This window comes from Salinispora sp. H7-4 (genome assembly GCF_013416675.1).
GTDB lineage: Bacteria > Actinomycetota > Actinomycetes > Mycobacteriales > Micromonosporaceae > Micromonospora > Micromonospora vitiensis.
On record NZ_JABZED010000060.1, the window covers coordinates 78,563 to 99,273 of the forward strand.

Genomic DNA, 20,711 nt, shown 5'->3' on the forward strand with positions numbered 1-20,711 from the left:
CGCCGACGGAGTGGACCCCAGCGGTCGGTGGAGCGCCGTCAGGCCTGCGGGGTCGGCTTCGGCTCGGCGGCAGAGCCCACGGCCGCCTGTTCCCCGGCCGCCTGTTCCCCGGCCGCCTGTTCCCCTGCCTCCCGGGGCAGGCGCAGGGGCAGCGGCTCCCGCACCGGCCGCGCCTCCTGCCCCCGGTCAACGACGAGGCCCTCCAGACAGGCGGTCAGCGGGCCGGCTACATCCGGCTCGGTCGCCGCCGCGCCCTGAAAGACGGCCCGGACCATCCAGCGCGGCCCGTCGACGCCGACGAACCGCAGGTCGGTACGGCCGTCCTGGGTAGGGACCTGCGCCCGTAGCTCGACGCCGTACCCACCCGTGACCTCCTCGGTGGTGGCGCCGTCGTTGGACAGGGACTGGTGGATCTCCTCGCGTACCTCGTCCCAGATGCCCGCGCTACGCGGGGCGGCGAAGACCCCGAGCTGAAGCGCGCTCTGCCCGTGCACGAGCACCACCTGCTGAACAGCGCCCTGCTGGTCGGCCTGCACCCGCACCTCGACCCCGCCGACCGCGGGAATCTGCAGGCTCCCCAGGTCGAGCCGCTGCACCCCGGACGGCGCCTCGGTCACGTCGTAGGGGCCGGGGGCCGGCGCTGCCGAATTCGTCGCTTCGTGCGCGTCCCGGGCCTCGGGCCGCTCGTCGCGCGGGCGCCGTTCGGCACCGGCCCGCTTTCGGGAGAAGATCACTGCGTACACCCTCCGCTGTTCACGCTCTTCACGCCCACCCTGTCACTTTCCTTCGCTACCGGCGATGCGTCCGCTCCGGGTGTCACGACACCTCCGGCACCGGTTGCCGGCCGGCGGTCGGCACCGGGGCCGAACCCAGGCCGGCGTGGCCGCCGGTGGAGCCGTGCCCGCCGGCGCCCCGCTGGGACCCGGGCAGCTCCGCCACCGGTTGGAACCGCGCCCGGGCCACCCGCTGCACGACCAGCTGTGCGATGCGGTCACCGCGCGCGATCCGAGCCACCGCCTCCCGATCATGGTTGATCAGGTTGACCAGGATCTCACCCCGGTAGCCGGCGTCGACCGTACCGGGCGCGTTGAGCACGGTCACGCCGAGCCGGGCCGCCAGACCCGAACGGGGGTGTACCAGGCCCACGTACCCCTCGGGCAGCGCGATGGCCACCCCGGTCGGCACCAGGGCCCGGCCACCCGGGGGCAGCTCCACCTCCGCGGCGGCCACCAGATCCGCCCCCGCGTCGCCGGGATGGGCGTACGCGGGGAGCGGCAGCCCCGGGTCGAGCTGCCGTACAGGCACGGGTACGAGATCGGTCACGGTTCCCTCTTCCCTCCGGTTCCTGAGTGACCTGCCCATCCTGCCCGGTACTCGCCGCGGCGCGCGCCGTACCCTTCATCTCGTGCGCGTCTCCTCGTCCCCGGCTGCCCGCTACGCCGAACGGCTGGATCTGCCGTGGTGGCTCTGGCTGGGCGGATTCGCCGCGGCCGGGCTACTCGCCACGGAAATCTGGCTGGGCGCGTCCGGCATCCGGTCGTGGCTGCCGTTCGTGCTGCTGCTGCCGGCGTGCCTGGCGAGCCTGCTCTGGCTGGGCCGGATCCGGGTGGCGGTGGACGACGGCGAGCTGCGGGTGGACGACGCGCGGCTGCCGGCCCGGTTCGTCGCCGATGTCATCCCGTTGGATGCCGCCGGGCGACGTGAGGTGCTCGGTGTCGGCGCGGACCCACTGGCGTTCGTGATCCAGCGGCCGTGGATCCCCGGCGCCGTGCAGGTGGTGCTCGACGACCCGGCTGACCCGACCCCGTTCTGGGTGATCAGCACCCGGCGGCCGGTGCGGCTGGCGGAGGCGATCCTCGCCGCCCGAGGCCCGGCCGACACCGCTCAGGACTGAGTCGGCCCGGGCTCAACCGGCGGCCGGCGACTCCCGGGACAGGGCTACCCCCGACAGCCCGGGCTCACGGCGGATCCGGGGGTGCCCCAGCCCGGCGTCGGAGATCAGCGCGGAGGAGATCGGCCATCGCTCGGGTGGCCCGTCGGTTGAGGTAGCTCGCGACAGCCGCGCCGGTCAGGAACGGGCCCAGCGTGGTGAGGTTGCGGCCGAAGCGTCTGACCAGCCGGTCCCGCAGCTCACGGCGGGCCGCGGCGCTCAGCACCGCGCTCACTCCCACGCCCGGCCGCATCGGGTTGATCCCGCGCCGCCCGGACCAGGAGACGACGAGCGCCACCGCCCGCTGGGCGCCACCGGCGGGCAGCGGCACCCCGTACGCCTCGTGTAGCTCACCGACCAGCTTCAGTTCGATCGCGACCACCGCCACCGTCTCGGCGGCCAGCAGCACCGGCGCCGTGAGCAGACTCGGGGGCACCGTCCACTCGACCGCGGCGACGCCACCACCGGCAGCGCCCACCCCGGTGCTCGCCCGGGCGGCGTTCCGGACCAGCCGGTCGGCCAGCGCCTCGCCGTCGAGGTCAGGGAAGTGCCGGTGGAGCGTGACCCGGTCCCGGACCGGCACGTGTGGGGCGATCTCAGCGATGGTGTCGACCATCCAGCCGAGCGCCGCCCTCGGCCGGAGCAGGTCGCCGAGCCCGCGGGTCCGGGCCTGCCCAACCAGGCGACCGAGGAGTTGTCCCCGCCGAGCCGGCGGGACATCGTCGGCGGCCAGCTCCGCCACGGTGGCCCCGAGGCCGTCGGCGTCACCGACCGGTTCGCCAACGATGCTGTCCGGCGCGATGCGACCCTGCTCGATGCGGTCCGGCCCGGTGGAGTCCCGCTCGATGCGGTCCGGCCCGGTGGAGTCCCGCTCGGTCATGGCACCGGACCTCCCGCTGGGCCGCGCTGGCGGCTGGCCGGGACGGGTGCAGCGTTGGCCACCGGGCCGCCGCACGACGACCGGGGGGTGCGGCGGCCCCAACACAGAGCCGCCGCCAGTAGCGCGATTCGCGTCCCGGTCAGATGCACTCGCGGCAGATGAGGTCGCCGTTGCGTTGGGCCGCCAACTGGCTGCGGTGGTGCACCAGGAAGCAACGCCCGCAACGGAACTCGTCCTGCTGCATCGGCAGCACCTTGACCGTCAACTCCTCATCGGCCAGGTCGGCGCCGGGCAGCTCGAAGCTCTCCGCCACCTCGGCCTCGTCCACGTCCACGGCGCCCGACTGTGAGTCGACGCGCCGGGCCTTCAGCTCTTCCAGGCTGTCCTCGCCGAGGTCGACCTCGTCGCGACGCGGGGCGTCGTAGTCGGTGGCCATCGGTTCACTCTCCCATATCGATGTTGTCGCTTCCGGTTGTAACGCCGGACGACGTTGTTTCGGTCCCGCTGGGCGGCCACCACTTGTGTCGTTCACCCGACCCGGCATGAGTCGGGTCGACGCCGCCAGGAAACTCCCCCAGCGAGCGCGGTACCTTACCTCCACCGCGGGCGTGGCATGTATACCGCCCTCGTGGAAGAGATGTACGCCTCTGCACAGGAAGTTGTTCCCAATGTGACTCAGGCGACATGAAGATAGGGGTAGTACTACCCCGTTCCTTGCCGGCGCGCCGGCATGTCCGGCTGTTTCCACGCCGCCGCCGGACAACCGTTAACCTCAGCGGCGTACCGGACGGCCGTTCGGGCGCTTCGCCCGCCGCTGACGACCGTCGCCTTCCTCCGTCCCGGGAGCACCTTGATGAGCTTTGCGCGAGTGCGGGCACTCGTCGTCGTCGCCCTGTTGGCGATCCTGGCGCTGATCTTCACCGTTGTCGCCCTCGTCCGGGACACGCAGAGCGACGCGGGGCTCGGCGCCGGCTGCCAGAAGGGCTGGCCGGAGGCGGACGTCACCCTCCGCGAACCGGCCGAGGTAAAGATCAAGGTACTCAATGGGACCGACCAGGTGGGCCTCGCCAGCAAGATCTCCGACGACTTCCGGAATCGGAAGTTCCAGGTCGAGGAGACCGGCGACGCGGCGAAGAGTGACAACATCGCGGTCCTGCGGTACGGCCCGAAGGGCGTTGGTTCGGCGCACCTGCTCCGGGCCTACTTCCTGAACAACGCCGCGGCCGAGTACGACCCGGAGCGCGCCGACGCCACCGTCGACATCATCCTGGGCAGCGCCTTCCAGCAGCTTGCCACCACCACCGAGGTCAACCAGTCCCTCGGTGACCTCGGGGCACCGGTGGCGCCGCCCGACACCTGCCCGGTCCAGGAGGAGTGACCGAAACCGCCCGCAGAGCGGCTCAGGGGCCGCCGGCGGCGTCGAGGTCAGCCAGCCGGTCGTGCAGCGGCGCGAAGAGCCCCGGGGGCGCGGCGATCACCAGATCCGGCCCGGCCGCCGCGCCGGCCAGCCCGCCGACCCGCAGTCCGGCCTCGGTGGCCACCAGGCCTCCCGCGGCGAGGTCCCAGGCGGCCAGCCCCTTCTCGTAGTAGGCGTCCACCCGCCCCTCGGCGGCGAGACAGAGGTCGAGGGCCGCCGCGCCAAACCGACGGATGTCGCGGAGGTGCGGAATCAACTCGGCCAGCACGCGGGCTTGGTGCTCCCGGCGGAGCGGGTCGTAGCCGAAGCCGGTGGCCACCAGCGCCTGGCCCAGATCTGGCTCGGTGGAGCACTGCAACCGTTGACCGTCCCGCCAGGCGCCGTTACCGATGGTCGCGGTCCACTCCTCGCCGGTGACGACATTGCGTACCACCCCGGCAACCACCACCCCATCGACCTCGGCGGCGAGCGAGACCGCGCTGTGCGGGATGCGGTACAGGTAGTTGACGGTGCCGTCGATGGGATCCACGATCCACCGGACGGCACCACCGGCGCCCACTTCCCCGTACTCCTCACCCAACACGGCGTCCCCCGGCCGGAGCCGGCGCAGCGCGTCGTGCACCTGCTGCTCCACCGCCCGATCGGCCGCGGTCACCACGTCGGTGACGGTGGTCTTGGTCGCGGCCACCGAGACACCCTGGCTGCGCATCCGGTACGCCGTCGCGGCTGCCTCCCGCGCCACCTCGACCGCGATCTCCAGTAGTTCCCGCGGCTCCGGTACCGAGCGGACCATTCTCGTCCCCTTCCCGCACGACCGGGGTGGTCGCGACCATATGCGGGTATCATCCTTTCAAAGTCCACATCCGCGCCAATTCGGCGGTCCGAGCGGTGGTCCGGCGTGCGCCGCCGAATGATCGCCGTGGACAGCGTTACAATTCACCCTGCCCACGCGCCACGGACCGCCCCAACCGGCTGGCCCGCGACTCGGGGGTCCTCAACGACTCGCCCGGCACCGCGCTCCGCCCCACGCCGGACGACCCTGCCGTGCTCGCTCTTCGCCACCGGAAGGTCATTCGTGACAGAACCCCGCCAGACCGGCGCCGACGTTCGCTCGCTCACCGACACCTTGATCGCCCATGCGCAGAGCGCCGGCGGTCAGCTCACGTCGGCACAGCTCGCGCGCACTGTCGAGTCAGCCGAGGTGACTCCGGCCCAGGCCAAGAAAATCCTCCGGGCGCTCTCGGAGGCAGGGGTGACCGTCGTGGTAGACGGTTCGGCCAGCACCGCCCCACGCCGCCGGGTGGCCGCCGCCCGGTCAACCACCCCAGCATCCCGGGCCACCACCGCCAAGACCACCAAGAAGGCCGCCACGCCCACGTCGAAGGCGGCACCGACCGGGGCCGAGGCACCGGCACCGGCGCCGCGAAAGGCCACCGCCCGCAAGGCGGCTGGCGCTGCCGCCGACGGCGCCAAGGCCACGCCGGCGAAGAAGGCCACCCGGGCCACCAAGGCGACCGTGGCCGCGGCGACCGGCCCGGCGAAGGCCACGACGAAGACCGCGAAGGCCACGAAGGGCGAAGCTGCCGGCGAGGTCAACGCGGAGGAGTTGGCCGCTGAGATCGAAGACGTGGTGGTCGACGAGCCGGCGGAGCTGACCCGGGCCGCCGAGACCGACGCGGCGAACTCCGCCACCGACACCGACTTCGAGTGGGACGACGAGGAGTCCGAGGCCCTCAAGCAGGCCCGCCGAGACGCGGAGCTGACCGCCTCCGCCGACTCCGTCCGGGCGTACCTGAAGCAGATCGGCAAGGTCCCGCTCCTCAACGCCGAGCAGGAGGTCGAGCTCGCCAAGCGGATCGAGGCCGGCCTCTACGCCACCGAGCAGCTGCGCGCGGCAGATGAGGGCGACGAGAAGTTCAACCGCGACATGCAGCGCGACATGATGTGGATCTCGCGGGACGGGGAGCGGGCAAAGAACCACCTCCTGGAGGCGAACCTCCGCCTGGTGGTGTCGCTCGCCAAGCGCTACACCGGCCGCGGGATGGCCTTCCTCGACCTGATCCAGGAGGGCAACCTCGGCCTGATCCGCGCCGTCGAGAAGTTCGACTACACCAAGGGCTACAAGTTCTCCACCTACGCCACCTGGTGGATCCGCCAGGCCATCACCCGCGCCATGGCCGACCAGGCCCGCACCATCCGCATCCCGGTACACATGGTCGAGCAGGTCAACCGCATGGTGCGGACCCGGCGCGAGCTGTCGGTCGCGTTGGGCCGCGAACCCACGGTCGCGGAGGTGGCGCGGGCGTTGGACATCCCGGAGATCCAGGTGATCGAGCTGATCTCCTACGACCGGGAGCCGGTGAGCCTGGACCAGACCGTCGGCGAGGACGGCGAGAGCCCGCTCGGCGACTTCGTCGCCGCGGTGGACCCGACGGCCAGGACCGAGGACACCGCCAGCTGCGGCGAGTTGCGCCAGGAGATGCGGGGGGTGCTCGCCACCCTCTCCCAGCGGGAGCAGGCGGTGATCCGGCTCCGGTTCGGGCTGGACGACGGACGGCAGCGCACCCTGGACGAGGTCGGTCGGGAATTCGGCCTCTCCCGGGAGCGGATCCGCCAGATCGAGAAGGGGACCCTGCACAAGCTCCGCGCCCCGGAGCGGGCACAGCGCCTGGAGGCGTACGCCTGCTGACCCGCGCGACCAGCTCCGGAAGCGTCAAAGGCCACCGCCGCACGGCAGCGCGTCACAGCCGGCGGGGGCCGGTGTCGGGGCGGACGGCAGCGGAACCGAGCCGTACGGTGGCGTGCAGCACCGACAAGCCGTCCGGCCGGGCCAGCACCGGGTTCAGCGTCAGGGTGCGGGCCCGCGGCTGCTCGTCGGCGAGCCGCCCGACCCGCAGTAGCAACTCGGCCAGGGCCCTCCGGTCCACTGGCGCCGCCCCACGGTGACCGCGCAGCAGTGGGGCCGCTCGGGGCTCGTCCACCAGCTCCGCGGCGTCGCGGTCGGTCAACGGCACCGCCCGCCAGGCCCGGTCGCCGAGCAGCTCGGTGGCGACACCCCCCACCCCGAAGCCCACCACCGGCCCGAACGCCGGGTCCTCCACCAGCTCCACCACACAGGCCACTCCGGGCGGAACCATCGGCTGGACCAGGACGTCCGCCCCAAACTCCGTCGCCATCTTTGCGTACGCGCGTCGTAACCGCGCCTTGTCGGGCAGGTCGAGGCGGACCGCGCCAAGGTCCAGTCGGTGCCGCAGACCGGGGGCGGCTGCCTTTATCACCACCGGGTATCCCAGCTTCCGTGCCGCCGCGACGGCCTCCTGCTCCGACCCCACCAGCACCGACTCGACCACGTTGATTCCGTACGCGGCGAGCAGCCCAGCCGGATCGAACGCCCCCGGCCGCAGTGCCGCCTGGGCCGCGTTCCGATCCACGTCCATCAGTTCCGGGTGCGTGCCGGTGGGGCGACGCAGCCACCCGGCGTACGCGGTGACCTGCCCCAGGGCACGCACCGCCTCCTCCACGCTCGGGTACGCCGGCACCCCGGCGGGGGCGCGTCCGGCCAGGAACGTCGCCACGGTGGGCTTGCCGCCGGCAAGCACCGCGGGCAGCGCCGAGGTGAAGTCGGTCTCGGTGTCGGGCAGCTGACCCGGCAGCGGCGGGGCGAAGACCGCCACCAGCGCGTCCACCCCGTCGTCGGCCACGGCGGCGCCGAGGGCGGTGGCGAAGTCGGCCGCCCCGGCGTCTGGCCCGACATCGCGCGGGTAGCCGTCGGCGACGGCGAGCCCGACCGCGGTGGCGGCGGAGGCGGCCAACCCGGTCAACGCCGAGGAGTTACCGACGATCCCCACCCGGTCGCCGACGGGCAGCGGCTGGTTGGCCAGCAGCACGCCGACATCGAGCAGTTCGGCGACGGTGGCCACCCGGATCACCCCGGACTGGGCGAAGAGTGCGCTGACCGCGGCTTCGTCCGGACCCGGGGCGGCGGGGCCGGATACGTGGGCCGACGGCGCCAGCGCAACGATCGGCTTCTCCCGCCCGATCCCCCGGGCCAGTCGGGCGAACTTGCGGGGATTGCCGAAAGTCTCCAGGTACAGCAGGATCACATCGGTGTTCGGGTCGTCCTGCCAGTACTGCAACAGGTCGTTGCCGGAGACGTCGGCCCGGTTCCCGGCCGACACGAAGCTGGACAGCCCCAGTCCCCGCCGCTCCACCTCGGCCAGCAGCGCCACCCCGAACGCACCGGACTGGCTGAACAGACCAACCCGACCGGGGACCGGCAACCGCGGGGCCAGCGTGGCGTTCAGGCGTACCGCGGTGCTGGTGTTCGCCATCCCCAAGCAGTTCGGGCCGATGATCCGCATGCCCACCGCGTGCGCCGCCCGAACCAGCCGACGCTGGGCGACCGCGCCGTCCGCACCGGCCTCGGCGAAACCCGCGCTGATCACGACCAGGCCGTGCGCTCCAGCGGCGGCCGCGTCGGCGACGACCGTCTCCACCGCCGCCGGCGGCACCGCCACCACCGCCAGGTCGATCGGCAGGCCGGCCTCGGCGGCCGACGGGTACGCGGGCAGCCCGGCCACCATTCGCGCGCTCGGATGCACCGGCACCACCGCTCCGGTGAACCCGTAGTCGCGCAGGTTCCCGAGGACCGCCGCCCCAACCCCCTGCCCGGTGGCGCTGGCGCCGTAGCAGGCGATTCCCCGGGGTGCGAGCAGCCGGGCGACCGACCGGGCCTCGGTGCGGTGCTCGCGGCCCCGCTGCACCTCAAGGGTCGCCTCGGTCGGCGCGATCGGGAAGCTCAGGTGCACGACCCCGTCGGCGAACTGACGCCGCACCTGATAGCCGAAGTCGGCGAAGACCCGGAGCATCGCGTTGTTGGCCGGCAGCACCTCCGCCACGAAGGTCGGGATGCCGACCCGCCGGGCCGCGTCGGCGAGGTGCTCCAACAGCACCGATCCGATGCCCCGGCCCTGGTAGGCGTCCTCGACCACGAAGGCGACCTCGGCTTCGGTGGCGGCTGGACCCAGCCGCTCGTACCGGCCGACCGCGACAATCTGGTCGCTGACCAGAACGACGAACGCCTCCCGGTCGTGGTGGTCGACGTTGACGAACCGCCGCAGGTCGCGCTCAGGAATCCGGGGGTACGGCGAGAAGTAGCGCAGGTAGCGGGTGCGCTCGGAGAAACGCGAGTGCATGGCGACGATGCCCGGTGCATCCGCTGGCCGGATCGGCCGCAACTGGACGGTGGTGCCGTCGCTGAGCAGCACGTCCGCCGGCTGTTCACCGGTTGTCACGTCACCTGTGGTCACGCGAGCGTCCTTCCTCCCGGCCGCGTTCGGTCCGGTGTCGTCGAAGGTCGGCGCGACCGGCGGGTGACTCGACACGGGCCCTAGTCGCGCGGGTCGTACGGGTCGAGCCCGAGCAGCGGGAACACCGCCTTGCGGGCGGCCACGATGGCCCGGTCCACCGAGTTCGGCTCCCCGGAGGGCTGCCACGACTCGTACGACGGGTTGACGTCGTCGGTCATCCGCAACGGCACCTCCTGCCCCGGACGGCGGACCTGGGCGAGCTCGCGCCAGGCGGACGGACAGAGGGTGGCCGGCGCGAGCGGTTCGCCGGTGGCCACCGCGAGCAGGTGGGTCCAGGCCCGGGGCACGACCTCGACCAACGCGTATCCCCCGCCACCGGTGGCGACCCAGCGGCCCGCGCAGAGCTCGTCGGCGAGCGCCCGTAAAGCAAGGTAGGTGGCCCGCTGCCCGTCCACCGACAGGCGCAGGTCAGCCAGGGGGTCGAGCCGGTGCGCGTCCGCGCCGCACTGGGTGACCAGGATCTCCGGCTGGAACGCGCGCAGCACCGACGGCACGATCGCGTGGAACGCCCGCTGCCAGCCGGCGTCCTCGACCCCCGGTGGCAGCGGCACGTTGACCGCGGTGCCCTGGGCCTGCGCACCGCCGGTCTCGTCGGGAAACCCGGTGCCCGGAAAGAGCGCGAGTGGGGTCTCGTGCAGGCTCACCGTGAGTACCCGGGGGTCGTCCCAGAAGACCTGTTGCACCCCGTCGCCGTGGTGCACGTCCACATCGACGTAGGCGATCCGGCGCGCGCCCAGGTCGAGCAGGTGGGCGATGGCCACGGCGGGATCGTTGTAGACGCAGAAGCCGGCGGCCCGGTCGGGCATCGCGTGGTGCAGCCCGCCCGCCACGTTGACCGCCCGACGTGCCGTGCCCCGCCAGACCGCCTCTGCCGCCGCAACGGTGGCCCCGGCGACCAACGCACTGGCCTCGTGCATCTGCGCAAAGACCGGATTATCCGGGGTACCGAGCCCGAACCCGGTGCCGAGCGGATCCTGCGGGGCAGCTCGCACGGCTGCCAGGTAGGCCGGGTCGTGCACCCGGGTCAGCAGTTCGTCGTCGGCGGGCTTCGGCTCGACCAGCCGTACCCCGGGACGCCGGAGCACACCCAGCTCTCGGGCGAGCGCGACGGTCAGCTCGACCCGTACCGGGTCGAGGGGGTGGTCGCCGAGGTTGTAGGAGAGCAGCGTCTCGTCCCACACCACCACTGTGTCGTCCGACATGGGCCTATCGTCGCACGGGGACTCGGCCGGCCCGTCGTACGCGCTGCCCACGCCGCCGGTGTCGCGCGGCGTGGGGCAGCCAGTACCCGAGAAATGTGAGCGGTCGGCCGCGGCCTGGGCCGCCGCGCGGGCGCCCTGGGGGACCGCGGTCAGGCCGGGGTGATTCCGGGTTCCTGCCCGACCGCGACGGGGCGGGACGGGTCGGCGACCCAGTTGCTCCAGGACCCGACGTAGAGGGCGACATCCGGGCGACCGGCCAGGTGCAGGGCGAAAGCCGCCTGCGCGGCGGTCACGCCGGAGCCACAGTAGACGCCGACCGGTTCGGCGGCGGCCACTCCGGCGGCGGCGAACCGCTCCCGCAGCACGTCGGCCGCCGGGAAGCGCCCCTCGGTCACGTACTCCGGTGCCGGCAGGTTGACCGCACCCGGCACGTGCCCGGCAACCGGATCGACCGGCTCGGTCTCCCCCCGGTAGCGCGGTGCGACGCGGACGTCCACCAGCGTCCCCGTCTCGGCCGTGGCGAGCCGGGCGGCCTCGGCCGCGACCAGCACCGGCAGGGCGCCGGGGCGCACCGCAACGTCGCCGGGGCTCGGGGTGGGTGTCTCCGTGGACGTGGGCAGCCCCGCCGCCACCCAGGCGGGGTGGCCGCCGTGCAGCACGCGGACCGACCGGTGACCGGCCCAGCGCAGCGTCCACCAGGCGCGGGCGGCGGACATGCCGTCCCCGCCGTCGTAGACCACCACCGGGTGCCCGGCCCGGACGCCGGCGGCCCGCAGCGCGGCCTGGAGGGCGGCGGGTTCGGGTAGCGGGTGCCGGCCGGCGGCGCCGGGCGGGCCGCACAGTTCGGTGTCCAGGTCGACGAAGACCGCCCCGGGCAGGTGCCCGGCGGCGTAGTCGGCGCGCCCGGGTGGGCCGGTCAGGCGCCAGCGGACGTCGAGCAGGGTCGGCGGGTCGTCACCGCGCATCTCGGCGGCGAGCTGGTCTACCTCGACCAGCAGGTTTTCGGTACCGGACATGACGCCCAGTCAACACCATCCACGTACATAGAATCGGCGGGTGGATGTGGTGGCGGCCTGCCGGGCCAGAGGTGCCGATCGGGCCGGACTCGACTTTGGCAGGGGGCTGGGGATGCCGTCGAAGACGGAAAGGGTGAAGTTCATGCTGATCTGGCATACGTGTCCCTGCCGTCCAGCTCACGCCCACGGGTTGGGCCTCGGCGACCGGCGCCTGCGGTACGGGTAACATCGACGTACCTCACGCCGAACCTGAGGGCCGGGCGACCGCGTAACCCCAGATCGGATCGGGAACTGCCATGGTCAACCACAACCCGCGGTAGCGGGTCACGTGGATGAGTGGGGGTCGTGCGTGAGACACTTGCCGTCCGATTTGTTTCTCGTAAACGGGTGATTGAGATCATCGCGCACTCACTGGTCGATACGACCGAGATGTACCTACGGACCATCCTCGAGCTCGAGGAGGAGGGTGTGCCGCCGCTGCGTGCCCGCATCGCCGAGCGGCTGCGCCAGAGCGGTCCCACGGTCAGCCAGACCGTCGCCCGGATGGAGCGGGACGGCCTGCTCACCGTTGAGGGCGACCGCCACCTCACGCTCACCGACAGCGGCCGCGACGCGGCGGTCTCCGTGATGCGCAAACACCGACTGGCGGAACTCCTGCTGGTCAACGTGATCGGCATGCCCTACGAGGAGGCCCACGAGGAGGCCTGCCGGTGGGAGCACGTCATGAGCGACGCTGTCGAGCAGCGGGTCTACGACCTGCTCAACCGCCCGACCCGCTCGCCGTACGGCAACCCGATTCCCGGGCTGGAGGCGCTGGGGTCGGCGGACCCCTCCGCCACAGAGCCCGCCGAGGGGGAGCGCAACCTGGCATTCCCCGGCCTCTCCGGCACGGTCGTGGTCCGGCGGATCTGCGAGAGCCTCCAAAGCAACGCGGACGTGCTGCGCCAACTGCACGCCGCCGGGGTTGACCCGGGCGCCACGGTGAACGTCGCCCAGGAGCGCGACGGCGTGTCGGTCGACCGCTACGGCGACCGCGTCCGCCTCCCCCGCGAGGTGGCCTCCCGCGTTTTCGTCGCCGCCGGCTGACCGCGACTGTCGGGCGGCCACGCACCGCACCGACCCGGCTGAGGGCTCAGTCGACGTACGGGCAGTGGCGGCAGCCACGACCGCAGCAGGTGCCCCGGCGGGCGAGAAAGCCGGCGGTCAGCACGAACAGACCGGTGGTCGGGTCGGGGTAGCCGGCCGCACCGGCCGCCAGGGCAGCAGCGTGGGCGGCGCAGATCCGCTCGCGTTGCGGGTCCTCGGGCGGCAACCGGGACGGGTGTGGCTCGGTCAACGGCCGATTCGCCAACGGTTTTCGCTCCCCACCCACGCCGGGCAGTGTAGGACCCGACGGTCAGGACCCCGCCGCGGGCCGGGTGGCTAACCGAACCAGGCCGCTGCCTGCCCGTGCGCCTGGGCCCACGCCAGTGGCGTGCCGTCGAGCGCGAGCACATTGTTGAAGCCGGCACCGGGTGGGTCGGGCAATCCGTCGTAGGGCAGCGCCCGCGGCGACTCCACGGCGATCCAGGTGCCGGGCAGCCCACGAACCACCTCGACGAAGGCGGTGCGTCGGCGCTGCGGCACCTGGTACAGCACCGTCGTATGGAACACCACCAGGGTCGCCTCGGGTGGGGCCAGTGCGGCCACCGCCGGCAGGTCGTCCACCAGATCGCCGCGGACAAGCAGCGGCGGATCGGCCGCGGCCAGAGTCGCCGCCGCCCGCAGCCGTGCCCGCCGGTGGGCATGCTCCGGCCAGATGAGAGCGTCCAGCCAGGCAAGATCGTCCGCGTCGGTCACGTCCAGCGGATTGAGGTCCAGCCCGGCCCGCCACACCACGGTGGGGAGCCGGCTCGGGGGCAGGGTGCCGGTGAGCGCGCAGTCGAGGACGGGGCGGCCGTCGCCCAGGAGCTGGCGGTCGTAGCGGTACGCGTACCGGTCGGGGTAGAGACAGAGCCCCGCCGACGCGCCGACCTCCAACAGCGCCAGTGGTTGGGGTAGCGCGGCGAGCAGCGGCAGCAGGACGGCGCACCGCCCGGCCTCGTTCGTCTGGGTCGCCCGGCGTCGAATCTCCACCTCGATCAGCGGCCAGTTCGCCAGAACGTAGGCGTGGAAGGCCGCGGGGTCCTCGACCGGGCCACCGAGCAGCCGCACCACGCCGAAGAGCAGATTCGGCTGCCGTTTGGGCGGCGGAAGCTGCTCGATCAACGCGAGCAGTTCGGCGTCACCGGACACCGCCAGGGCCAAGCGCTCGTACGCCGGTGAGACGCCACACGCTTCCCGGGTGGCAAAGGTGCGATAGGTATCGGCTGCCGTCATGCCCACAGGATCGCACCACAAAGGAGAGTCCAGGGCCCCACACCGGCTACCGCCCCGTGTGACCCCGGGCACCCTGGCCCGAGGTCACACGTGGCACGTACGTCAGCTACAACCGCTGGTGGAACCGCAGCCCTCGCAGACGTAGCAGCTGCCGGCCGGGCGCATCTTCGTACCGCAGGTGAAGCAGAGCGGCGCGTCGGCGGCCTTACCGATCACCGCTTCCAGCAGCTCGGTGCTCGACCCCACCGGCGGCGCCGGCTGCGCCGCCGCGACATCGGCCAGCTCCTGCGCCGGCTGGGCGACCGGGCCGATCTTCGGCTCCTCCGGCCGGGTCTCGACCGGGGCCGACGAGGCCATCGCGGTGAGGTCCGCCGTGTTCGCCTCCGCCTCCGCCTCGGCCGCGAGCTGGGCGGCCCGCTCCTTGGCGGTGAAGATGCCCAGCTCCGCGCGGCGCTCGTACGGCAGGAAGTCCAGGGCCAGGCGACGGAAGATGTAGTCCATCACCGAGGCCGCCATCCGCACGTCCGGGTCGTCGGTCATACCGGCCGGCTCGAAGCGCATGTTGGTGAACTTGCTGACGTACGTCTCCAGCGGAACACCGTGCTGGAGACCGATGGAGATGGCCACCGAGAAGGCGTCCATCACGCCGGCCAGCGTCGAGCCCTGCTTCGACATCTTGAGGAAGACCTCGCCGAGGCCGTCGTCCGGGTAGGAGGACGAGGTGAGGTAACCTTCTGCGCCGCCGACCGAGAAGGAGATCGTCTCCGACGGGCGCTTCTTCGGCAGCCGCTTCCGTACCGGCCGGTACTCGATGACCTTCTCCACGACCTTCTCGACCGCGGCCGGCGTCGCCGCCGGGGCCGGGGCCAGGGCGGTGGCCTTCTCCTTCTTCGCCACCGACAGCGGCTGGCCGACCTTGCAGTTGTCGCGGTAGATCGCCAGCGCCTTGAGGCCGAGTCGCCAGCCCTCGAAATAGATCTTCTCGACGTCCTCGACGGTGGCCTGCTCCGGCATGTTGACCGTCTTGGAGATGGCGCCGGAGATGAACGGCTGGACGGCCGCCATCATCCGCACGTGGCCCATCGGGGCGATGGAACGCTCGCCCATCGCGCAGTCGAAGACCGGGTAGTGCTCCGGCTTGAGCCCCGGGGCGTCCACCACGTGACCGTGCTCGGCGATGTGCTCGACGATCGCCTCGACCTGCTCCTCCTGGTAGCCGAGGCTGCGCAGGGCGCGCGGCACGGTCTGGTTGACGATCTGCATCGAGCCGCCACCGACCAGCTTCTTGAACTTGACCAACGCCAGGTCCGGCTCGACCCCGGTGGTGTCGCAGTCCATCATCAGGCCGATGGTGCCGGTGGGCGCCAGGACGCTGGCCTGCGAGTTACGCCAGCCGTTCCGGTCGCCGACCTTGTTGCCGAGGGTCCACTGCCGGGTCGCCTCCCGCTGCACGGCCGTGGCCACGGTGCCGGTGGGCTTGATCTCGTCGTTCGCGGCGGCGTGCTTGCGCATGACCCGCTTGTGCGGTTCGGCGTTCCGGGCGTAGCCGTCGTACGCGCCGACGATGCCGGCCAGCTCGGCGGAGCGCCGGTACGCGGTGCCGGTCATCAGCGAGGTGATCGCCGCGGCCAGCGTACGACCCTGGTCCGAGCCGTACGGCAGTCCGGAGGCCATCAGCAGCGCACCGAGGTTGGCGTACCCGATGCCGAGCTGCCGGTACGCCCGGGTGGTCTCGCCGATCTTCTCGGTGGGGAAGTCGGCGAAGCAGATCGAGATGTCCATCGCGGTGATGACCAACTCGACCGAGCGGACGAACTTCTCCACCTCGAAGCCGCCGTCGGCGCGGAGGAAACGCATCAGGTTGAGCGAGGCCAGGTTGCACGAGGAGTTGTCCAGGTGCAGGTACTCCGAGCAGGGGTTCGACGCGGTGATCCGCCCGGTCTCCGGGCAGGTGTGCCAGTCGTTGATGGTGTCGTCGTACTGGAGCCCCGGGTCGGCGCACTCCCAGGCCGCCTGCGCGATGGTCCGGAACAGCGGCTTCGCGTCGATCGTGTCGATCACCGTACCGTCGAGGCGGGCCCGCAGGTCGAAGGTGCCGCCGTCCTGCACCGCCGTCATGAACTCGTCGCTGACCCGGACCGAGTTGTTGGCGTTCTGGTACTGCACGCTGACGATGTCGGCGCCGCCCAGGTCCATGTCGAAGCCGGCGTCACGCAGGGCACGGACCTTGTCCTCCTCGCGCGCCTTGGTGACCACGAACTCTTCGATGTCCGGGTGGTCGACGTCGAGAATGACCATCTTGGCCGCCCGCCGGGTCGCGCCGCCGGACTTGATGGTGCCGGCCGACGCGTCGGCGCCGCGCATGAAGCTGACCGGGCCGGAGGCGGTGCCGCCGGAGGAGAGCAACTCCTTCGAGGAGCGGATCCGGGAGAGGTTGACTCCGGAGCCGGAGCCACCCTTGAAGATCAGCCCCTCCTCCTTGTACCAGTCCAGGATGGAGTCCATCGAGTCGTCAACGGCGAGGATGAAGCACGCGCTGACCTGCTGCGGCGAGGATGTGCCGACATTGAACCAGACCGGCGAGTTGAAGCTGAACACCTGGTGCAGCAGCATCCACGTCAGCTCGTGGGCGAAGATCTCGGCGTCGGCCGGGGTGGCGAAGTAGCCGTACTCCTCACCGGCGGTGCGGTAGGTGGCCACCACCCGGTCGATCAGCTGTCGAAGCGACCACTCCCGCTCCGGGGTACCCACCGCACCCCGGAAGTACTTGGTGGTCACGATGTTGGCCGCGTTGACGCTCCACTCCTGTGGGAACTCCACGCCGCGCTGCTCGAAGTTGATCGAGCCGTCCCGCCAGTTCGTCATGATGACGTCCCGACGCTCCCAGGTCACCTCGTCGTACGGGTGGATCCCCTCGGTGGTCCACACCCGCTCGACCTTCAGACCCGCTGCCGCCTTGCTCCGTGACTTGCTCGTTGTCACACCGTCCCCCGGCATCTCATCGCCCCTCGTCCGCGCCCCACGCGCGGCCCTACCGTCAAACCCGTCCGCGTCTCACCCGCGGCCCTACCGTCAAACCCGTCCGCGTCTCACCCGCGGCACGCTCTGGTGCGGCCAGCTACCCCGACCGCCTCAGCCTCCCTCGCGGACCTGCGCCGCGGTCCGCAGCGTCTCGATCTCCCGCTCGAAGTCGGCGAGCGACTCGAACGACCGGTAGACGCTGGCGAACCGGAGGTACGCCACCTCGTCCAGGTCCTGCAGCGGCCCCAGGATGGCCAGCCCGACCTCATGGCTGGGAAGCTCGGCGGCGCCCTTGGCCCGCACGGTCTCCTCCACCTTCTGCGCCAGCAGGGCAATGGAGTCGTCGTCAACCGGACGACCCTGGCACGCCCTGCGCACCCCGCCGATGATCTTCGTGCGGCTGAAGGGCTCGGTGACCCCGCTGCGTTTGACGACCGCGAGGACCGCCTCCTCCACCGTGGTGAACCGCTTGCCGCACTCCGGGCAGGAGCGCCGGCGCCGGATCAGCTGACCGTCGTCGGCTTCCCGTGAGTCAACGACCCGGGAGTCGGGGTGCCGGCAGTACGGACACCGCATGGAGCCCGACCTCCTTCGTCGGCCGTGGGCCGAGCCGGGCCGCACCCCGGACACGCCTCACCGCGGCGGAGCCGTCCTTTCGACGGTCTTCGCCGTGCTGGCGGATGAAGTGCGGTCCGTAGTCGAACCCAACCTATAGGCAACTAAGGCCCAATGACTACTACATCTAGGGGTCGACCGTATGCCGCCGGAGAACTGGGGTCAAGTTGGCGAGCCTGTCCGGCGCGTCACCAAGCGACCTGGATCACCCCGCCCGCGCGGCCCACCTGACCAGGACCAGCGCCACCGAGATTTTCAACCCCCTTCGACCCCGAATCGGTACGGGCACCCAGCGCAGCTCATCCCCTGCGGCCCCGAAATTAGAACAGAAGTACGACCCGTCGTACTATTTACCAGAACAGGAGTACGACCCAGGCGAGAACCACCCCGACACGCCGACCAAGGTCGTACAGATGTTTGAAGAAGGCTGATCTCGCCTATACGGTCAGGGACGACCGGCTCACGACGGCTTCCGGCGCGGGCCAACACCACGAGCGACTGGACACCCAAGCGCCGACCAGGGAGGACGGACGTGACCGAGGACCGGACCAACCGGCCGAAGAGCCCGCAGCAGACCACCGAAGCGGGGCCGGCGAGCACCCGCCGTCGACGTGCTGCGCGGGGCCGCACCGGTTCGCCCGCTGTGCGTCCGGTCACCCCCGTCGTCAGCGCCTACCCCGAACCGGCGACCGTCGACCTCACCACCCGGCAGCGGCGGATCCTGGAGTTCATTCGCACCTGGGTCGAGCGGCACGGCTACCCGCCGAGCGTGCGCGAGATCGGCGAGGCGGTCGGGCTGGTATCCCCGTCCAGCGTCGCCTACCAGCTCAAGGAGTTGGAGAAGAAGGGCTTTCTGCGCCGCGACCCAAACCGCCCGCGCGCGGTTGACGTCCGGCCGCCCAGCGACGCCCTCGACGACGACGCGGCGATCGCACAGCGGCCAGCCCCGGCCTATGTGCCGATGCTGGGCCGGATCGCCGCCGGCGGTCCGATCCTCGCCGAACAGGCCATCGAGGACATCTTCCCGCTCCCCCGCGAGTTGGTCGGCGAGGGGGAGGTCTTCATGCTCCAGGTCAAGGGCGACTCGATGCTGGATGCGGCGATCTGCGACGGCGACTGGGTCGTCGTCCGGCAGCAACCCACCGCCGAATCCGGCGACATCGTGGCTGCCATGCTGGACGGCGAGGCGACGGTGAAGACCTACCGGCGGCGGGACGGACACGTCTGGCTGATGCCGCAGAACCCGGCCTTCGACCCGATCCCGGGCGACGATGCCACCATCATGGGCCGGGTCGTCACCGTGCTCCGCCGCATCTGACCGTGGTAGCCGCCGGACAGCCGGATCAGTAACGGCCGTGCCCACCACCGTCACGGCGCGGTGGCTGGGCCCGACCACCACCGCCGTGCACCCGACCACCGGCTCCCCCGCCGTTCACCCCACCACCGGCTCCCCCGCCGTACACACCGCCGCCACGACCCCCGCCGGCCGAACGGCCGCCATCGGCGCCCTGACCGCCGCCCGCGGCGGGACGGGGCCCACCAGCACCACCGGCACCACCGGCGGGCCGCCGGCCGTAGACACCAGCAGCGGGACGACCCCCCTCCGCCGGACGGCCACCACCGTGCTCGCGCTTGTCGGCCGGAGCCGCCGCCCGGCCCGGCTCCGGACGCACCCCGTGACCCGCGGCGGGCGGCGCGCCGCCGTACACCGCGCCGCGCGGGCGGTCGGTGGCATCGCGTGAACCACTGTCATCGGCCGGCCCACCGGCACCCGTGGTCTCGGCCGGTCGCCGCCGCGCCCGTACGACGCCGGTCAGGCCCGCTGCGACCAGCCCCACACCGATCAGGCCCACGGCGGCGACGGCCAGGTACACCTTCCCCTGCAGGGAGAAGCTGTCGAACCAGGAGGCCGTTGACTCCTCCGCTCCGTCGGCGTTCGCCTCCGGGCCGGACTCCGGCTTCGCCGTCGGCGAGTACGACAGGACGTCGATCGGCTCGCCGTCGTCGAGCTGGCCGCCGTCGGAGACGGTCAGGAAGGTCTTGCCATCCGGGGTATAGGTGATCGCCTCACCAAACGGATCCGCGAGCGGAGTCACCCGCGGTTCCGTCGACGTCAGCGCCGTCACGAGGTCGCCGTCGGTGACGTCGTACTCGAAGGCGTCCGCATAGGTGCGCAGCGCCACCCGAGTGCCATCCGGGGAGCGGGCGGCCCCGGTGATCGCCGCGCGCCCGAGCGCCCCGAAGGCGTTCTCGGTCTCGGTCGTCGGCAACTCCACCTCGCCGAGCTTCTTCATCTTCCCCGGTGCGGTGTCACCGCTGGGTAGCTCCCCATCAACGGTGAAGATCTCGGCCTTGCCGGAGGCAACCTTGGTAATGATCATCGGGACGCCGTCATCGTCGATGACCAGGGCCTCGGCGTCCCGCGGCTCGTTGTCCGGGTAGGCGAGGCGGTGCAGCGTCAGCCGTTCGTCACCGCTTACCGGCATGCTCCACACCGCCACCCGCTCCCGGCGGGTGCTGCTGGTCACGTTGTCGCCGGTGTCAGCGACCCAGAGGGTCTTGCCATCCGGCGACAACGCCAGGTCCTCGGTGTCCAGGGGACCGCTGACGGAGTAGCGGACCGGATCCCCAGTGACCTCGCAGTCAGCGTCCAGGAAGAAGACCCGCTTGTGGCTCTCCACGTCAGTGCTGTCGTTGATCACGATGTAGCCGGTCTCCGTGGCCACCAACCCGGACAGCTCCCGCAGCCGATCGTCGGTGACGGTGCAACGCTTCTGCCCCTCGGCCGCGGCCGGCGACGGCACCATGACCAGGATTACACCGATGGCAACCGCGGCTGCCCCCAGCAGACTGAGGGAACCCGTGGTCAGGGTGAGGAAGCGACGCATCAGCACAGTGTCGCA

Annotated in this window: 18 protein-coding genes; 5 read left to right on the forward strand and 13 right to left on the reverse strand. The window is 71.8% G+C overall.

What is annotated here, in order from left to right:
* Window positions 1–38: 38 nt before the first annotated feature.
* Both H0524_RS22545 and dut read right to left on the reverse strand, forming a co-directional pair.
* On the reverse strand, window positions 39–743 hold the full coding sequence (locus H0524_RS22545; protein WP_180200446.1) for a DUF3710 domain-containing protein: 705 nt from the start codon (window positions 741–743) through the stop codon (window positions 39–41).
* Window positions 744–816: 73 nt separating this feature from the next.
* Window positions 817–1,323: a dUTP diphosphatase gene (gene dut / locus H0524_RS22550; RefSeq protein ID WP_180200447.1), complete on the reverse strand. Its 507-nt coding sequence runs from the start codon at window positions 1,321–1,323 to the stop codon at window positions 817–819.
* 82 nt (window positions 1,324–1,405) lie between these two features.
* Between dut and H0524_RS22555 the strand changes: the two genes are divergently transcribed.
* A complete protein-coding gene (locus tag H0524_RS22555) occupies window positions 1,406–1,894 on the forward strand; it encodes a DUF3093 domain-containing protein (protein ID WP_180200448.1) in 489 nt (162 codons plus the stop codon).
* 64 nt (window positions 1,895–1,958) lie between these two features.
* Here the strand turns inward: H0524_RS22555 and H0524_RS22560 are convergent, their stop codons facing one another.
* Both H0524_RS22560 and H0524_RS22565 read right to left on the reverse strand, forming a co-directional pair.
* Window positions 1,959–2,810: a hypothetical protein gene (locus H0524_RS22560; protein ID WP_218942444.1), complete on the reverse strand. Its 852-nt coding sequence runs from the start codon at window positions 2,808–2,810 to the stop codon at window positions 1,959–1,961.
* A gap of 139 nt (window positions 2,811–2,949) precedes the next feature.
* Window positions 2,950–3,246 carry a DUF4193 domain-containing protein gene (locus H0524_RS22565; RefSeq protein WP_180200449.1) on the reverse strand — a complete coding sequence of 99 codons (297 nt, stop codon included), beginning with the start codon at window positions 3,244–3,246 and terminating at the stop codon, window positions 2,950–2,952.
* A gap of 432 nt (window positions 3,247–3,678) precedes the next feature.
* On the opposite strand from H0524_RS22565, the gene H0524_RS22570 reads away from it, so the two are divergent.
* Complete coding sequence (locus H0524_RS22570; RefSeq protein WP_180200492.1) at window positions 3,679–4,188, forward strand: LytR C-terminal domain-containing protein; 510 nt, start codon at window positions 3,679–3,681, stop codon at window positions 4,186–4,188.
* Window positions 4,189–4,210: 22 nt separating this feature from the next.
* On the opposite strand, the gene H0524_RS22575 is transcribed toward H0524_RS22570, so the two are convergent.
* Window positions 4,211–5,020 (reverse strand): inositol monophosphatase family protein, encoded by an 810-nt coding sequence (locus H0524_RS22575; protein WP_180200450.1) that lies wholly within the window; start codon window positions 5,018–5,020, stop codon window positions 4,211–4,213.
* 117 nt (window positions 5,021–5,137) lie between these two features.
* Here H0524_RS22575 and H0524_RS22580 point away from each other — a divergent pair, with 117 nt between their 5' ends.
* Window positions 5,138–6,916: an RNA polymerase sigma factor gene (locus H0524_RS22580; protein ID WP_218942464.1), complete on the forward strand. Its 1,779-nt coding sequence runs from the start codon at window positions 5,138–5,140 to the stop codon at window positions 6,914–6,916.
* 52 nt (window positions 6,917–6,968) lie between these two features.
* Here the strand turns inward: H0524_RS22580 and H0524_RS22585 are convergent, their stop codons facing one another.
* The 3 genes from H0524_RS22585 to H0524_RS22595 form a co-directional block, all read right to left on the reverse strand.
* On the reverse strand, window positions 6,969–9,611 hold the full coding sequence (locus H0524_RS22585; protein WP_180200452.1) for a bifunctional GNAT family N-acetyltransferase/acetate--CoA ligase family protein: 2,643 nt from the start codon (window positions 9,609–9,611) through the stop codon (window positions 6,969–6,971).
* A gap of 5 nt (window positions 9,612–9,616) precedes the next feature.
* Window positions 9,617–10,798 (reverse strand): acetoin utilization protein AcuC, encoded by a 1,182-nt coding sequence (locus tag H0524_RS22590; protein ID WP_180200453.1) that lies wholly within the window; start codon window positions 10,796–10,798, stop codon window positions 9,617–9,619.
* A 149-nt stretch (window positions 10,799–10,947) separates the two neighbouring features.
* Window positions 10,948–11,814 (reverse strand): sulfurtransferase, encoded by an 867-nt coding sequence (locus H0524_RS22595; protein WP_180200454.1) that lies wholly within the window; start codon window positions 11,812–11,814, stop codon window positions 10,948–10,950.
* A 387-nt stretch (window positions 11,815–12,201) separates the two neighbouring features.
* On the opposite strand from H0524_RS22595, the gene H0524_RS22600 reads away from it, so the two are divergent.
* Window positions 12,202–12,900 carry a metal-dependent transcriptional regulator gene (locus H0524_RS22600; RefSeq protein ID WP_180200455.1) on the forward strand — a complete coding sequence of 233 codons (699 nt, stop codon included), beginning with the start codon at window positions 12,202–12,204 and terminating at the stop codon, window positions 12,898–12,900.
* Window positions 12,901–12,946: 46 nt separating this feature from the next.
* Here H0524_RS22600 and H0524_RS22605 read toward each other — a convergent pair whose 3' ends face one another.
* The 4 genes from H0524_RS22605 to nrdR form a co-directional block, all read right to left on the reverse strand.
* Complete coding sequence (locus tag H0524_RS22605; RefSeq protein ID WP_180200456.1) at window positions 12,947–13,186, reverse strand: DUF5522 domain-containing protein; 240 nt, start codon at window positions 13,184–13,186, stop codon at window positions 12,947–12,949.
* A gap of 50 nt (window positions 13,187–13,236) precedes the next feature.
* Window positions 13,237–14,172, reverse strand: coding sequence for a DUF2332 domain-containing protein (locus H0524_RS22610; RefSeq protein WP_180200457.1), 936 nt, complete (start codon window positions 14,170–14,172; stop codon window positions 13,237–13,239).
* A gap of 102 nt (window positions 14,173–14,274) precedes the next feature.
* Entirely contained in the window at window positions 14,275–17,169 is a 2,895-nt protein-coding gene (locus tag H0524_RS22615; protein WP_180200458.1) for a vitamin B12-dependent ribonucleotide reductase, read from the reverse strand.
* 135 nt (window positions 17,170–17,304) lie between these two features.
* Window positions 17,305–17,769, reverse strand: a complete 465-nt coding sequence (nrdR, locus tag H0524_RS22620; RefSeq protein WP_018728461.1) for a transcriptional regulator NrdR — start codon at window positions 17,767–17,769, stop codon at window positions 17,305–17,307.
* Window positions 17,770–18,340: 571 nt separating this feature from the next.
* Between nrdR and lexA the strand changes: the two genes are divergently transcribed.
* Entirely contained in the window at window positions 18,341–19,126 is a 786-nt protein-coding gene (gene lexA, locus H0524_RS22625) for a transcriptional repressor LexA (RefSeq protein ID WP_180200459.1), read from the forward strand.
* A gap of 25 nt (window positions 19,127–19,151) precedes the next feature.
* Here the strand turns inward: lexA and H0524_RS22630 are convergent, their stop codons facing one another.
* Window positions 19,152–20,696, reverse strand: a complete 1,545-nt coding sequence (locus H0524_RS22630) for a hypothetical protein (RefSeq protein ID WP_180200460.1) — start codon at window positions 20,694–20,696, stop codon at window positions 19,152–19,154.
* Between the last annotated feature and the right edge of the window lie 15 nt (window positions 20,697–20,711).